We start from the raw sequence: 14822 nt of genomic DNA on the forward strand, positions 1-14822 counted from the left end.
AAAGCAATGGAATAGAGTACTCCATTACTTATGTTTCTCATATCGGTGTTCATTTATGATTACCGATTTAGCTGATAGCTCTTTTTTTACTATAAGAAGCTATACTGTGAATAATCGCTTGACATCCAGTACTAGCGCCTAGCCCTTCGAAAAGTCATAAGCTGATCAATAATTTAAGGATTAGTTTATGCTTGTCGGGGCTGTTCAAGGTGCTTACGCTTTTGTTCTTGTGCTACTTCCCTAGAGTTTTCTTTAATTAGTAAGCCACCGATCAGTCCCATTAATGCAAAGACAGCCGGTATCATAAAGCCGTAAAAATATCCGATACTCGCTTCAGCACCTTGGAAATGGTCAAGAACTTTTCCGAACGCACTTGGTAATAGGACAGCACTTATAAATCCACCCATATTCGCAAAACCGGAGACAACACCGACTTCTTTAACATCGAACGTTTTGCGGACAACAGCAAATGTTAAGGCACTTGCACCATTTCCATAACCAATTAAAAAATAAAGAAGGATAAGCATGAAAAATGGTGGCTTTCCTTGAAACAATATGAAAGATGACCAGCATAGTAAGACAACGATATGGACAAGAACATATGGTTTGCGAATCATACCGAGCTTACTTGAAAGCCAACTTGTTAGCGGTGCACCAATCATTGCTCCTAATAACCCGATCATTACAAATTGACTTGCACCAGAACGAGACATTTCAAAGACATTCATCCCATAAGGTACAGCCCAAGAACCGATAAAGCCGACATACGTTCCGACTGTACCATAATGACATAAAAATGTTGCCCACGCTTGGCGATTTGTAAATACACGTTTTAATATGTCAGATGTTTTTTCGTGGTGTTGTATAGATTTTTTTATAGTGGATTTTGTCTCTGTTTGTTCAAATTTCTTAGGATTTCGAATTAACACAAAATAGAGAAGGATTCCACATAAACAGATAATAATCCCTGTTGTGGAAAACGGTGGTCTCCAGCCGGTATTGGATATCCATATAGAAAAAGGAACGGTAGCCATTAAAAATCCGAGACTCCCTGTCATGCCGGCCATGCCTAGTAATTTAACAAACTCATTTCCCTTGAACCATACGCTTAAGATTAACACTAGATTTATCCATATTGTTGCATCGCCAGTACCAACTATTAATCTCGCAACTAGAAGTACATATTCATTCGCAGCTATACTATATAGGAACGTTCCAATCCCAGTAAGGAACGTACCAATGACTAGAAATATATTTGGACCATAGCGGTCAGATAAGATACCTACCGGAACTTGTAACCCAGCATAGGCAAAAAATTGAACACTTGTTAGCAACCCTATCATTGAAGCTGTTATGTGAAAGTCAGTCATCAATTGGTCAGTAATTAATCCTGGTGCGGTTCGTTGGCTGACAATGAGAAAGTATGTCAATAACACACTTCCAAAGACGACCCAACGATACTTGCTGTTTTGTTTATCCATCTGTAAAAAACTCCTGTCCGTTTATTCCCTCCACCATTATACTTTATTCATACATATTTATGGGTATTTCATGACACATAGATAATAAGTTTTAATATTCAATCAATTCAGTTTTAGCATATCACAACACGTAAAAAAGCAGAAGTTCTATTAGATTAGAAACTTTCTGCTTTATTTTTTATAATTAATCAGCTAGTATTTCTTCAATTTGTTGAAGTGTTTCATTACTTAGCTTTACGCCTGATGCTTTAACATTTTCTTCGAGCTGCTCTGGACGGCTTGCTCCTACGAGTGCGCTTGCTACGTTTGGTTGTCTTAATATCCAAGCAATCGCTAATTGTGAGAGTGTAAGCTGTTCATGAGCTGCTATTGTTTTGAGTTGTTCTACTCTGTCTAAGTTTTTGTCATTAAGTACACCGTATAAATCGCCTAGATTTTCTTGGGTTGCACGGCTACCTGCTGGGGCTTCTTCGCCCTTTTTGTATTTACCTGTTAATACACCTTGAGCTAATGGTGAGAAGACTACTTGGCCAATTCCGTGTTTTTCGCTGACGGGAATAATCTCTTTTTCTATGTAGCGTTGCAGCATACTGTAATTTGGCTGATTGACGACGATTCGGTCTAATAGTTTTTTATCTGCAAGATGTACTGCTTCTGTAATCTGTTCTGGTGTCCACTCACTAACACCTACATAAAGTATTTTACCTTGTCTAACTAAGTCATCAAGCGCACGTAGTGTCTCTTCAAGTGGTGTTTCTGTATGAAAACGGTGACAATAATAAATATCAATATAATCTGTGCCCAGTCTTTCAAGACTTGCATGACATTGCTCTAAAATATGTTTACGCGAAAGCCCTTGATCATTTGGACCATCGCCCATTTTTCCAAATACTTTAGTCGCTAATACGTATGAACTACGGTCGTATTTGCTTAATGCTTTTCCTACCACTTTTTCTGCTTCTCCACGCATATAGACGTTAGCTGTGTCAAAGAAGTTAATGCCTAGATCGAATGCTTTTTCGATTGAAGCTGTAGCTTTTTGCTCCTCCACATATCCACCATACGTTAACCAACTGCCTAAACTAATTTCACTTACCTTTAGACCGGTATTGCCTAAACGACGATATTCCATATCGTTGCACACCTTCCTATTATGTATTTTGCGAAAAAGTCTTATCTAACTATTATATTTTATCATGTTGGAGAAGGATTTTCTTGTAAGAAGACTTGAAATCTGATTGTAAATCGCAGAATGTTTCAAATGCTAAACTGCTATTTTTTTAAGTAATTAAAAAATATATTAAATAAAAGATACTACAAGAAAAAAGTGCGTTAAATCCTATTTATGGATTCACGCACTATATATAAATTTTTTAAGCCTTAACTTGTTGTGGTTGTGATTGCGGCTTAGGTTTAGGTTTACGTTTATAAATGATAATTTCCGAGTATTTAGTAAAAAATATGAGTACAAATATGGCAACGGAAATACCTAAATGATAGGTAGGGTCTGCTTCAAAGAAAGAGAGTTTATACAATAATATTGGAATTGAAATAATCATAACGACTGCTGCTCCGATAAAGCAAAAAATGAATAAGAGTATATCAAGTATTGTATTTGCCCAGAATGGGAGATCGAAGTCTGTGATAACATCCTTAGAATTATTATAGAAATCCCAACCATCCATTGGATAGTCGATGATGGACTTGCCTAATATGGCAAAACTATTAATTAAACCATCAAAGAAGTTAAGTTCCTCTTTAATAACAAACTCATTATTATCATTTGTTGAATATTCCTTCCAGATGACTTTGAAATTGTCGTCCGTTTGCTCAGAAACATTATAATCTGCAAGAGACATTCCATAAATTATTGCTAACCCTACTAACAGTATAGTTAGTCTTTTTAAAATCTTCATTATATTTCACCTTCTAAATTCTAAGTATCTATTTTATGTATGAGAGTCTAAAAGAATATGGACGTTAACTGCCAATGAACATTCTATTACCTAGCTTAGCCTTTTACTTTTACAAATTAAGTTCATTCTCGACATTTTCTATTATTATGATTGACTTTATTGTACTGTCAGATTATCATTTTTTTCCATGGTCCTTAACTACTATTTCAGTTAAATATAGCTTGACTCCTCTTATATCAAGTGATTGCGTAGTATAAATAATTTTATCTATAGAGAGAATGGAGATAAATTATGATTATTAACAAATTACCTATGTAAAAAGTATTGTTAATTAGTTAAACGTGACAATTTATTTGTGTTATCACGATGATAACTTAAACCTTTTTACTACTTTGCTTTTGAAACGGAGTATATTCATGGTTATTTTTAGTAAAAAGTACTTACCTCATGGTCGAGAGTTGGTGTCGAAAAAGGTTGAATAAACATTTTGGACTACCGGGATAATAATAGTATGAAAGTCTTACTGGAGGGATATTTGTGAAAGAAAATAAAAAACAACGTAAACAGGGAGTTAGTCAAGAACGTAGTAAATCAGAATTACTTAAAGAAAAAGGTAATGAAACTGTACTAAAAGACGGCTTTCGTTATGATTATAATGACCCTTCGGAGTTTTAGAGGTGAAAACCGCATTTATTTTTTAATGCGGTTTGCTTTTTTATCTTATTGTTAAGTTGTTATAAATAATTTCAGAAAGTAATAGGAGAAAGAGAGTATACATACAAAGAAATATTACATTCCTTACCTTACTAATAATGGGTTGTATAGGTTTCACTTTGTCAGGAGCAATTGGTTATCAGCAATTTCAATACTATTGTAAAGATTTTTGTCAAAAAGTAGAGTGTACCAGGTTCATTCATATGCATTAAAAAAACCTAACATGTTGCTCAATGCCGGGATAATGCTGTAACATGACCAGAGTTTGTGACGCTTGTTACAACTTTTTATTTATCACTTATACATAACACTTCAAAAACAACAAATGGAAAGGCCCATGATGATGCTACCGACTTACTTGGTAAGAGTGTAATTAGTTGTTTCATTGACGTTCCCACTTATTACACTAGAAGGAGCGCATTCTTTAAAGTTTCTATCATATTCGATGATATTTGAAGATAAAAAACCTATCCTCTCATCATAGTGTGAGAAGATAGGAATGAAACAGAGTTAATTTACATATTTTCCGTAGTGAGGGACAGCGATGCTATCAAAATCACGAGCAAGTTTTGTTAAGTTGTCTGTTAATTCTGCTCCTGTCATTGGTAAGCCGTGTCCTGTTACGGCTACAGAGGGTTGTAACGCTTCTAATTTTTTTACTGAATCTCGTGCTGCATCCCAGTCAGTTGTTAAATATCGGGGCGGTCCACTAATTTCTTTTTCTTGTGTTAAAACTTTATATAATGATTCTTGTTTTACAGTAACAAAAGCATCCCCGACAATTAATGCACGGTCTCTATCTCTAAATAGTGATACATGTCCAGGAGAATGCCCTGGTGTGTGTATATAGCGGAACTCAGGCAAATGTGGGACTATGCCGTCAGTTGGAAGCACTTTTATATTGTCACCAAGATTTATCGGCTCATTTGGGAACATCGGGGACATTTTTGCCACCATTCCGCCTTCAACTGTAGGATCAGGATCTGGATAGCCTTTTTGTCCAGTTAGATAAGGTATCTCTAATGTATGAGCATAAACGGGAACGTCCCAGTGGTTAACAAGTTCAATAATCGCACCAACATGGTCAAAGTGCCCGTGAGTTAAGATAATTGCTTGCGGACGACTACCTGCCCCAAATCTTTCTTCAGTAACCGAGATAATTTCCTCTGCTGAGCCGGGCATCCCCGCATCAACTAATACAAATTCATTCGAGTCTGGATTTCCAACAAGTGAAATGTTCACAATTTGGATTGTATGTTGGTATATGTCAGGTAAAACAGCCATCCCCACTCCACTACCGATTGATGTTGTAGGGATAAATTTATAGTCACTTCCATAATGCATTTGCTTGTCCATTACATAACCCTCTTTCGTAAAAGTGTGACACGTTTGTAGTCTTCCATATCGGAAAGTCAATAAAGCATGAAAAAACTGGCTAAAAAAGCTTAGCCAGTTTAATAAATGTTTAATTTGGGTGGAATTTGAGTGCATTAACGGTTACTGCTAACACGTCCGACACCTTTTATTATTGGGAGCAGCTTCCCTTTTTTTCTTTCCTTCGTCATAACAATGCTACTGACGACAATTAACTCCGCTAAAATACCCATTGATTGTGCTAACGCTCCAATGATGCCATTCCAATGTGACGCAAACTGAACAGCTATCACTAATACAACAAGTGTCATCAATAGGTTTGCCGATTGAGAATAAATCGTTACTTTCGTTTGTTTGTGAATCATTAGTAAGCCATTAAAATAATCGACAAATGGAAAAATCAATGCCATGAGTAAGAAAAACATTAACACTTGTAGGCTTGCATCAAGCAATCTTCCTGTTACTCCCATGACGTTCTCTAAGAAAAAAGCACCGATTGGAGTAAAGCAAAAAATAGCTAATAAACTAAATGGAATAAACCCGATAATTAGTGAAAATCGTTTTACTTCTCCTTCATGGTCATCATAAAAGTTTATAACAATTTGGTGCATATAAGAGAAGAAGCTTAAAAACAACTGAGCAACACTTAATGCAATAGCATAACTGGCGATTGCTAGTTCGATATCCCCTGTTTTCCCTAAAAAGATGTTGATTGCTGGACCAATCATAACGATAATAACTGATGATAGCATTAATGGACTATAAAATTTAAAGATATACTTCTTTGATTCAATTCGGCTCTTATGCCGTTCAGGCATTTTTCGAACTAATGACCTACCTTCAATATAGCTAACGAGCGCTTCAATCATCATTCCAACGAGAAATATGATTGCCCCAGTTTTACCGGTAATATGCCCAGTGGAAATGAAAATTAACGATAACAAGTACATCGCCGCAAGCCTTATTGCCATTCCAATCGTTAACCATTTCGTTTGACGATTATAAATGATGATACCTTGGTTTAAACAGCGTAGTGCTGAAAAAATTGTTACAAAGATTAACACTTGATAAATTTGTTTAATGTAGGCGACCATGTCAGGATTAGCTCCATAAATAACTGCAAAAATAAAATCGCCGACTGGTGTAAATGCAACTAGGCAGGCAACAACAGTTAAGCTGAGAATAAGATACAAAGTAAATCGTGACATTAATTTAAATGAATATGTATCCCGAACAAGTGATGAACACGTTTGCCTGAGCAAGACACCGAGTCGTTCGGTTATTCCAAATAAGCTCATTGCAATGGCATAGCTTGCAATAATAAACTCCGAGTTTTCTGCACGAACTAATGTGCTATTTATGATAATATGTGATAATGTCACAAGGCTCGCGGAAAATCCTAACGGCAGAAAGAAAAACAACAACGTCCTCGTATCTAAGCCTTCCCGTTTCTCCATATTCTCCCCATCATCCTTTGTTTATTTGTTTAGTAAATATTTCGACACCCTAAATGTATTATAACGCTAATCGCTTTCATTAGGATGAGTATTTTATAAATATATTAATATTTTATAGAAATAGGATAAAATTTCTATAGTTGAATATAAAAAAGGCAGCTATCGAGAAGAAAACCCGAATACTGCCTAATATTTATTATGTGAACTATTCTCTCTTATAAGCTTTTGGAGGTGATTCCATCCAACCTTTATCAATTAATATATTTGCTCCATCATCAACAAATAGACCGATGTTGATTAATGTTCTTCCATACAACAAAGAGATATCCCTTCTACCATTAACTGCTAGTGAATTTCCAAATGACCTAATCTTCATCGCGAACATGTCAACTTTATGGAATAGCATGATTCGGTCTGAAAATGGTGAAAAGTTTGACGTTGTCACAAGATGGTCTAAAAATGACGGGGATGGTAAATTTTCTAGATGGAGCTTTTCCATATACTGCTTTAACGCCTTGTCTGTCATGTCTAAACCACGTTTAAACAATGCTTTAATTTTATCATCTTTAACCACTTGAGTAAAACCTAATAACAATGCCTTACTTGTCGTGTTATTCTCAATATTATCATATAAATGTGTAATTTCTAATGCATGTAATGGCCTAATATCACCAACAAAGCCTGCTAGGAAATTTTCCTTTTTAATAAAATCAGTACCATCGGGAATTGGTATTTTTGGTGGCTTAACGATTAATTTTTTCTCCATTAATACATTATTAATCTGACCTAATAACACGGTTGTACAATGATTACAATAAATGAAAAACTCTCTTACATCTTCTCGCATGACGATGGGAACTGCAATTGCATAAAGGCTCAGTCCCGCCTTAGCGGCATATTTCAAATAATGAACATAAAATTCATCCTGATATAATCGCGGTGCGCCAAGATTGACATCATCCTCCGAGAACCCTACAGGTATCGGAAAGTTTTCTTGTTTTAGAAATTTTTCGATTCTCTGCATGAAATCTTTACTTAACGCAATTCCATTTTCCAATAATGTCTTAATATCCTCATCCTCACAATGTTGTAGGAAATATTGTAGGATTTGTACAGACATGCTGTTTCCTGAATAAGTAGCCCATAATTTTCCCACCTCAACGGTTGAGAAAGCTTCATTTTCATTCAATTCTTTTGAGCTTATATTAATAGGTTTCATAACGTCCATTGGGTTGAAGTCCATTTGTAATCCCCTTTTTCCGCTTTTTTGTTAGGTTTACCTTTTAGGTTCATTTTTATGCTTACTCCTAATGGAATCTAGCTTGAGAATTGAGTGAGAAGTGTTATGACTTATTTGCTATATATTGAAATAGTAAGGTTTTTAGACTTATCTATTATTTGTCAAAAAACTGTAAAATATGGTTTGAGCATATTGATCGAGAAACACATATATCCTCGGTAGGAGCTGTTTTACGCAAAGGCTGTGGTCTTTAATTTTTCACGTCTAATCAAATAATTAGTATGAAGCATCCGCTCATTTCACTTGTTCCGTAAATTAATAAAGAGACCAAATAAATGTTTAATTGGTCTCTCAAAGATTTTTATTCCTTTAGAAAGTTCTGCTATTTTAAAAGTTCTTCTGTTAGTCGAAGAAATTCTTCGGCGTCTTTGGCAACTAGTTGTATACCTGCTTCCCAAAACTCTGGCTTTGTTATATCTACTTCTAAATGCTTCATCGCAAGCTCTTCAACATTCATTGAGCCCGTATCACGTAGTAAGGCAATGTATTTTTCTTCGAATCCATTTGGGTTTTTTAAATACTCACTGTATATGCCAAGACTGAATAAATAGCCGAATGTGTACGGAAAGTTGTAAAATGGCACATCATCTATAAAGAAATGAAGCTTACTGCACCAGAAATGTGGATGATAGCTTGATAAGCTTTCTCCGTATGCTTGTTTTTGTGCATTTACCATCAGTTCGTTAATGCGTTGCTCGCCTACGATGCCATTTGAGCGTTCTTCATAAAATGACTGTTCAAAAATGAAACGAGCGTGTATGTTTAAAAACATTGCTGTAGCATTTTCAAGCTTTGTATTTAATAAAGTAATTTTTTCTTCCTTCGTCTTAGCATTAGAAATTGTTGCATTGCTAATAATTGTTTCAGCGAACGTGCTCGCAGTTTCAGCAACATTCATAGCATAGTGACGATTTAAATTTGGCAAATCTTTCATCACATAGCTATGAAAAGCATGTCCTAGTTCATGTGCTAATGTACTTGTATCGTTTGATGATCCAGTAAACGTCATAAAAATGCGGGATTCTGCAAATTCAGGTAGTTCTTCACAATAGCCACCAGGACGTTTATTTGGACGGTCTTCTGCCTCGACCCAACGGTTTGTTAGCGCATGTTCTGTAAACTCAGCTAGTTTCGGTCCGAATGAAGAAAAATGTTCAATTACGAAATCACATGCTTCATCATATGTATAACGTGGTGGTTTTACATCACCAATTGCAAGTGGTGCATCCACATCCTGCCATTCTAGCTGTTCCATACCGAGCAGCTTTGCCTTTCGTTTTAAAAAGTTGAGAAATGGTTGTTTATTGTTTGAAACAGCAGACCACATCGCCTGCAATGTCTGTGCTGTCATCCTGTTATATTCTAATGGTTCCTCGAGGAAATCCGTTCTGCCATGTGCCTTTTGTAATGTTAACCGATAGCCATCTAAATGATTTAATGTATCGGCAAAAATAGGCGCATATTTTGACCAGGCTGCTTCCCAGTTTACGAATAATTGCTTTCTAACATCAGGATCTGGGTCAGAATACATTCGATTCATCGCTTGACCAACGGAATAATCGATATGCTTACCATCTTTATCTGTAAACGGAATTGTCATGATGGATACAGTTGTATCGTACAATTGACTCCATGCTGATAGGCCATCTTTATTTAAATTGGCAATCATTTTTTCCTCTTCTTCTGATAAGAGACGTTTGCCTTTGTCACGGATTTCGTTTAATGCAAAAGATACTTCTGCTAAAGTACTATCCTGTAAAAGTGCTTGCCAATCTTCATCACTAATTGCAACTAGCTTTTTAGTAAAGATAGTTGACATATTTTCAAACTCTGTTGATAAATCCATTACTTGCCCCATGACAACATTGGCATATTCGTCATTTGTATATGCATCATGCCACATATGTACAAAAGAACCTGCTTGTCCTAGGCCATTTTCAATAATTTCTTGCTTATGTAAGATTTCTTTTAGATTATCTGCTGTGATGGTTGTCACTTTTTGAATAAGTTGCTGGTAATTCTGAATATCTGTTCTGATTGTTTGTAGTTTTTCCTGTAACTGTTGTGATTTTGTTCCTCCAGGAAAAACTGCATCTAAATTCCACGTGTTTTCATATTTCATTTTTTTTTCACTCCTTTTCTGTTGTGTGACCTCTTTATTATATTAGCAAAACTTTTACATTCTGTTCAGTCGTTACTCTTAAGTTGTAGAATATATTCTACTATTTGTAAATAATTCCTTGTTTTTTTCTCATAATAACATAAATAAAGTCAGATTGATGGTGAAGATATGGACAAGGCAGAAAAAGTTGAGAAGGTTGGTAAGTTATTTGATGAATTTCATGAGCTTCACGAAGTGTATGCGCAGATTTGGTTAGATGAGACTTTTCTACATTGGGATTGGTGGTTATCTGTATTTTTAGCTGTAGGTCCATGGGTCTTTTGGTTTTTTTACCGGAAGATGGAAAGCACACATCGGCTTCTCTATGCGGGTTTGTTTGTGATGCTCCTATCACTTTGTTTAGACTACACTGGTGCGGCACTTGGTTTGTGGCATTATTCTGGTAAGGAGACTCCTTCCTTTCCGGCATGGTTACCATTTAATTTTTGTATGATGCCTGTGTGTATTATGTTTCTGATCCAAACAAAGCCACATATTGCAGCATGGAAAAAGGGGCTGTTTTTTGGTGCACTAACGTCCTATGTTGGTGAACCGTTGTTTGTTTTAGCAGGATATTATATTTTAACTGGTTGGAAATATACATATTCATTACCAATTTATGCGTTGATTTACTTGTTTGCAGATTGGTTGACGAAGAGGGAGTCTTTTTCTGAATTGTGATGGAATGATATTAGTTTGATGAAAAGCACTGTCCTCTTTAGCTGTTTATGTTTTATGTGGATAATCACTGCAATTGACTTTTCCCTTTCGATAAAAAGCAAGGTTATGTTAATATGGTGAACTTCATATTAACGGTCAGACCCCCCAACCAGTATAACTTAATAATATTTGTTGAGGAGTCAAACTCCTATATGTCACCACTTATTTTTCAAATTTGAACCATGCAAAGTCAAACTTGCTTCCAGGAAGGAAGATGAATGTTAGCTTTTGAAGTCCTGTAAGTTTTTCAATCGTAAATGTGCGTTCAACATAGTTGTTAGAATAGGTGAATTCAACGAGCTGATTTGATTCGCCTTCTTCATTTGCAGATCGAATATGAATCGTATTTTTATCGATTGGTGAACGACCGCATATGGTTAGTTTTGCGGCCCCTTCAATTGTGAAGTCCATTTCATTAAATTGTAGTGAAACGTTATTGCCGATTCCTTCAATTTCATTGGCAGTTTTAGTAAAGGTGTCTCCATAAATGTAGTCACAGTCAAGTGCGCGATTTTTTGTAAAGGCACGATTTTGTACTTCAAATGTAAAGCCTTTTATATGGATTTTTTGTTTCAGTACAAAGCTAATGGATGAAATCCCTTTTAATCGTTTAGACAGTTTGTAAGTTTCAGGCTGGTAGACATTCCATTTTGATTCTTTTTGATAGATGGCATCCGCTACTAATTCACTATCTTCGTCGCCTGGCGTGCCTTCCCATATTTGCAGTGAATATGGCTCGCTATCTAATGCGAAAATTGGAATAGTAATTGTATCCGAGCCATAAGGACCAAAATTAATATTGTGAAAACTTACCTGTGTTTCGCCATCTCGACTTGTGGCGATGCCACGCTCATTACCGTTGCCAACATCTCCTTTACTGTCGTCGTAAAGGCCAGCAGAAATGAATTCGTATGGGTTTTTATATGCTGTCCCAAGACCTGTCGCTTTGCATTCAATTTGTGATATAAGTCTTATTTTATTACTGCCATTTTTACTAACACAGCGAATGCGAAATTCGCCATCGCCAATCGCAGTTATTTTAGCTGTGAGGCCATTTGCGTCCACTTTAGCAATGTTTGAGATAATTCCCGCATCGTTGACAACGCTCCATTCAACCTCTCTGTAAGTAGTATCTACTGGTGATAGCAATGCTTGAACCGTTATTTCAGTTTTCGACTTATTGAAATACAGACCATCCTGACTAATGATGTTGATTTTACGAAGTGGGATTTCGTCAACCTGACCTAAAAGAATATTTGCCGGTTGATTTTTTAATGAAGTAGAAATACCGACTAGTTGTTCTCTTGGTGCTTCGACCGCTTCTAGCTGAATCATCTTTGATGCCATTCCCTTTGAGGTTACTTCAACTTGAATCTGGCCAGCCTCTGTTGTCGAAGCTATGATGGCCATTAGTTTACCGCTGAATAATCGTCTGCTTGTTCCTTTGTATTGGTCATAGTCTGTACTATCGCCATTGTCTAAACCGACTAAACGTCCTGCCCCAGTGACATTGACATTGACGCGGTTGTTTGCATTTTCCACAGAAATACCGTGTTCATCAACCATTGTTATTTCTACAAACAGCAGGTCAGTTCCGTTTGCGATAAGGTGATTTTTATCTGTTTGTAAACGAATTTGTTTCGGGTCGGTGAAAGATTTTTTCACAGCAGTCGCGATGATTTGATTTATTTCATCATAGGCGATAGCTTTGAGCTCTCCTGCTTCATAGGGGACTTTCCATGTAGCTACTAACTCTGTCCCCTTTTCATGGTCAATCAGATGTGTTCCTATTTTGTTACCATTTAGATAAAGTTCAATTTTCGGTGCATTTGAACAAACACGAACATCTATCATTTGCCCTTCATTAAAATCCCAATACGGGAACAAATGAACCATTGGATTTGTTTTATAATCAGTCCATGCAGCCTGGTAAATGAAGAATGAATCTTTTTTGAATGTTGCTGTATCGATTTGTCCGAAGTACGAGTTCTTTGTATGGTATGGTGTTGGTTCGCCTATGTAGTCAAATCCTGTCCAAATAAATTGACCGAGTGAAAATGGGGTATCACGTTCAGCTATTATACATGCTTCGGCTGATTTGGCACCCCAGCTAGTCGTACTGTTTCCTAATGCAGAGCATTGTTCATCATCGTCTGTTAAAATCGGTTGATCATAGGGAAAGTGATAAATTCCTCTACTTTGTACGACAGAAGCAGTTTCACTTCCATATATAATCCAGTCCGGATGTTCTTGATGATGCTGTTCATAATATTTTTCTGCATAGTTGTAGCCAGCTAGCTTGACGATATCGGCACATTTTTGGGCATTTTCCCATGGCATATAGTTTGAACCTATTGTAACAGGTGCGTTACGCTTAGGATCAAATTCATGGACATAGTCGATTAGCTGTTTTGTCACCTGTTGGCCGCGGTCATCGGCATGTGTATCATAGATTTCATTGCCGATACTCCACATGAGTAAGCTTGGGTGGTTACGGTCACGTTCTACCCAGCTTTTCACATCGTTACGTGCCCATTGTTTGAAAAAGCGTGCGTAATCATACGGTGTTTTCGAACGTTCCCACATATCAAAGGCTTCGGATACGATAAAAAAGCCCATTTCATCGGCTAAATCCATTAATTCGACTGCCGGCATGTTATGGGCAGTTCGGATTGCATTGACACCCATTTCCTTTAAAATGTTTAGCCTTCTTTGTAGTGCGGCCTTATTGAAGGCCGCACCTAATGCGCCAAGATCATGGTGTTCACAAACACCATTCAATTTCATTTTTTTACCATTTAGATATAAACCCTCATCTGGATTAAGGTCAATTGTTCTAAACCCTATATTTTGTTCGATAACCTCTATTACTTCTTCTTGCTGTTTTCGCTTTACTAGTTTTGTGACGAGTTTATAAAGACTTGGTTCGGCTATGCTCCATAGCTTCGGTTTTGTGACAAAAAGAGTTTGCTCGTTAACTGTGTTAGTGTCATTGGTAGCTGAAATCGTTTCAGAAATTGTTGTAATCGGTTGGTCTTTGTCATATATTGTATGGCTGAGTACTAGCTCTTCAGACACTTTCAAGTTAGCATCGATGTCTATTTGCCAGTTATCATGTTCAAGCTTTTTCGTTGTTACATAGACACCATTTGTTACTATATAACTTGTTTCTCTTGTTTTTAAGTATACACTTCGATATATGCCAGCCCCTGAGTACCAGCGACTGTTCGGACTTTGATGAACGACTTTGACGATGATTTCGTTTTCACCTTCAGTTAGTGCAGCTGTAATGTTGTGCTCAAATGAGGAATAACCATATTTCCATTCCCCGACAAGTGTTCCATTAACGTATACAGTAGAATCCATGTAGACACCATCAAACGCTATTAGGACTTCTTCTATATCTTTTGACCAGATAAACTGTTTCCGGTACCAGCCAATACTGTCTTCATATAAATTAGTTGTATCGTATATTAACCAGTCATGCGGAAGATCAATCGGTTCGAATGTTAACGTTTCCAAAGAAGGTGTCTCTAAGGAGCTTTTTGCAAATTGCCACCCATTGTTAAACAAGATTTTTTGATTCACTATTCTCATCCTTTGCCGTGTTATAACGAAAAAATCGACTTTATTTAGTCGTTAAATTAATGGTTCTACGTGATAAGCATTTTTCCTTTAATTAATGTGATAGAATTTTAT

10 protein-coding genes are annotated in these 14822 nt (G+C 36.5%); 2 read left to right on the forward strand and 8 right to left on the reverse strand.

The genetic code is table 11. The features are described 5' to 3' along the window. Window positions 1-185 precede the first annotated feature (185 nt). The 3 genes from J2S19_RS06250 to J2S19_RS06260 form a co-directional block, all read right to left on the reverse strand. Window positions 186-1481 (reverse strand): MFS transporter, encoded by a 1296-nt coding sequence (locus J2S19_RS06250; RefSeq protein WP_307338848.1) that lies wholly within the window; start codon window positions 1479-1481, stop codon window positions 186-188. Between the two features lie 184 nt (window positions 1482-1665). Then, window positions 1666-2613 carry an aldo/keto reductase family protein gene (locus tag J2S19_RS06255; RefSeq protein ID WP_307338850.1) on the reverse strand — a complete coding sequence of 316 codons (948 nt, stop codon included), beginning with the start codon at window positions 2611-2613 and terminating at the stop codon, window positions 1666-1668. Window positions 2614-2854: 241 nt separating this feature from the next. After that, window positions 2855-3397, reverse strand: a complete 543-nt coding sequence (locus J2S19_RS06260) for a hypothetical protein (protein ID WP_307338853.1) — start codon at window positions 3395-3397, stop codon at window positions 2855-2857. 537 nt (window positions 3398-3934) lie between these two features. Between J2S19_RS06260 and J2S19_RS06265 the strand changes: the two genes are divergently transcribed. Continuing rightward, window positions 3935-4072 (forward strand): hypothetical protein, encoded by a 138-nt coding sequence (locus J2S19_RS06265; RefSeq protein ID WP_307338856.1) that lies wholly within the window; start codon window positions 3935-3937, stop codon window positions 4070-4072. Between the two features lie 549 nt (window positions 4073-4621). On the opposite strand, the gene J2S19_RS06270 is transcribed toward J2S19_RS06265, so the two are convergent. From J2S19_RS06270 to J2S19_RS06285, 4 genes are all read right to left on the reverse strand, one after another. Further along, entirely contained in the window at window positions 4622-5467 is an 846-nt protein-coding gene (locus tag J2S19_RS06270) for an MBL fold metallo-hydrolase (RefSeq protein WP_307338859.1), read from the reverse strand. Between the two features lie 134 nt (window positions 5468-5601). Next, complete coding sequence (locus J2S19_RS06275; protein WP_307338862.1) at window positions 5602-6942, reverse strand: multi antimicrobial extrusion protein MatE; 1341 nt, start codon at window positions 6940-6942, stop codon at window positions 5602-5604. 205 nt (window positions 6943-7147) lie between these two features. Further along, complete coding sequence (locus J2S19_RS06280; protein WP_370875083.1) at window positions 7148-8170, reverse strand: DUF3231 family protein; 1023 nt, start codon at window positions 8168-8170, stop codon at window positions 7148-7150. A gap of 394 nt (window positions 8171-8564) precedes the next feature. Then, window positions 8565-10364: a M3 family oligoendopeptidase gene (locus J2S19_RS06285; RefSeq protein ID WP_307338868.1), complete on the reverse strand. Its 1800-nt coding sequence runs from the start codon at window positions 10362-10364 to the stop codon at window positions 8565-8567. 168 nt (window positions 10365-10532) lie between these two features. Here J2S19_RS06285 and J2S19_RS06290 point away from each other — a divergent pair, with 168 nt between their 5' ends. Next, a complete protein-coding gene (locus J2S19_RS06290) occupies window positions 10533-11084 on the forward strand; it encodes a CBO0543 family protein (RefSeq protein WP_307338871.1) in 552 nt (183 codons plus the stop codon). A 201-nt stretch (window positions 11085-11285) separates the two neighbouring features. Here J2S19_RS06290 and J2S19_RS06295 read toward each other — a convergent pair whose 3' ends face one another. Continuing rightward, window positions 11286-14711, reverse strand: coding sequence for a glycoside hydrolase family 2 TIM barrel-domain containing protein (locus J2S19_RS06295; RefSeq protein ID WP_307338874.1), 3426 nt, complete (start codon window positions 14709-14711; stop codon window positions 11286-11288). Window positions 14712-14822: the final 111 nt, after the last annotated feature.

The sequence above is a fragment of the Metabacillus malikii genome (genome assembly GCF_030813355.1).
Classification (GTDB): Bacteria; Bacillota; Bacilli; order Bacillales; family Bacillaceae; genus Metabacillus; species Metabacillus malikii.

Coding starts and splice junctions, on each gene's coding strand:
- J2S19_RS06250 (WP_307338848.1), bottom strand. CDS start 1,481: ATGGATAAACAAAACAGCAAGTATCGTTGGGTCGTCTTTGGAAGTGTG.
- J2S19_RS06270 (WP_307338859.1), bottom strand. CDS start 5,467: ATGGACAAGCAAATGCATTATGGAAGTGACTATAAATTTATCCCTACA.
- J2S19_RS06275 (WP_307338862.1), bottom strand. CDS start 6,942: ATGGAGAAACGGGAAGGCTTAGATACGAGGACGTTGTTGTTTTTCTTT.
- J2S19_RS06255 (WP_307338850.1), bottom strand. CDS start 2,613: ATGGAATATCGTCGTTTAGGCAATACCGGTCTAAAGGTAAGTGAAATT.
- J2S19_RS06260 (WP_307338853.1), bottom strand. CDS start 3,397: ATGAAGATTTTAAAAAGACTAACTATACTGTTAGTAGGGTTAGCAATA.
- J2S19_RS06290 (WP_307338871.1), top strand. CDS start 10,533: ATGGACAAGGCAGAAAAAGTTGAGAAGGTTGGTAAGTTATTTGATGAA.
- J2S19_RS06285 (WP_307338868.1), bottom strand. CDS start 10,364: ATGAAATATGAAAACACGTGGAATTTAGATGCAGTTTTTCCTGGAGGA.
- J2S19_RS06280 (WP_370875083.1), bottom strand. CDS start 8,170: ATGGACGTTATGAAACCTATTAATATAAGCTCAAAAGAATTGAATGAA.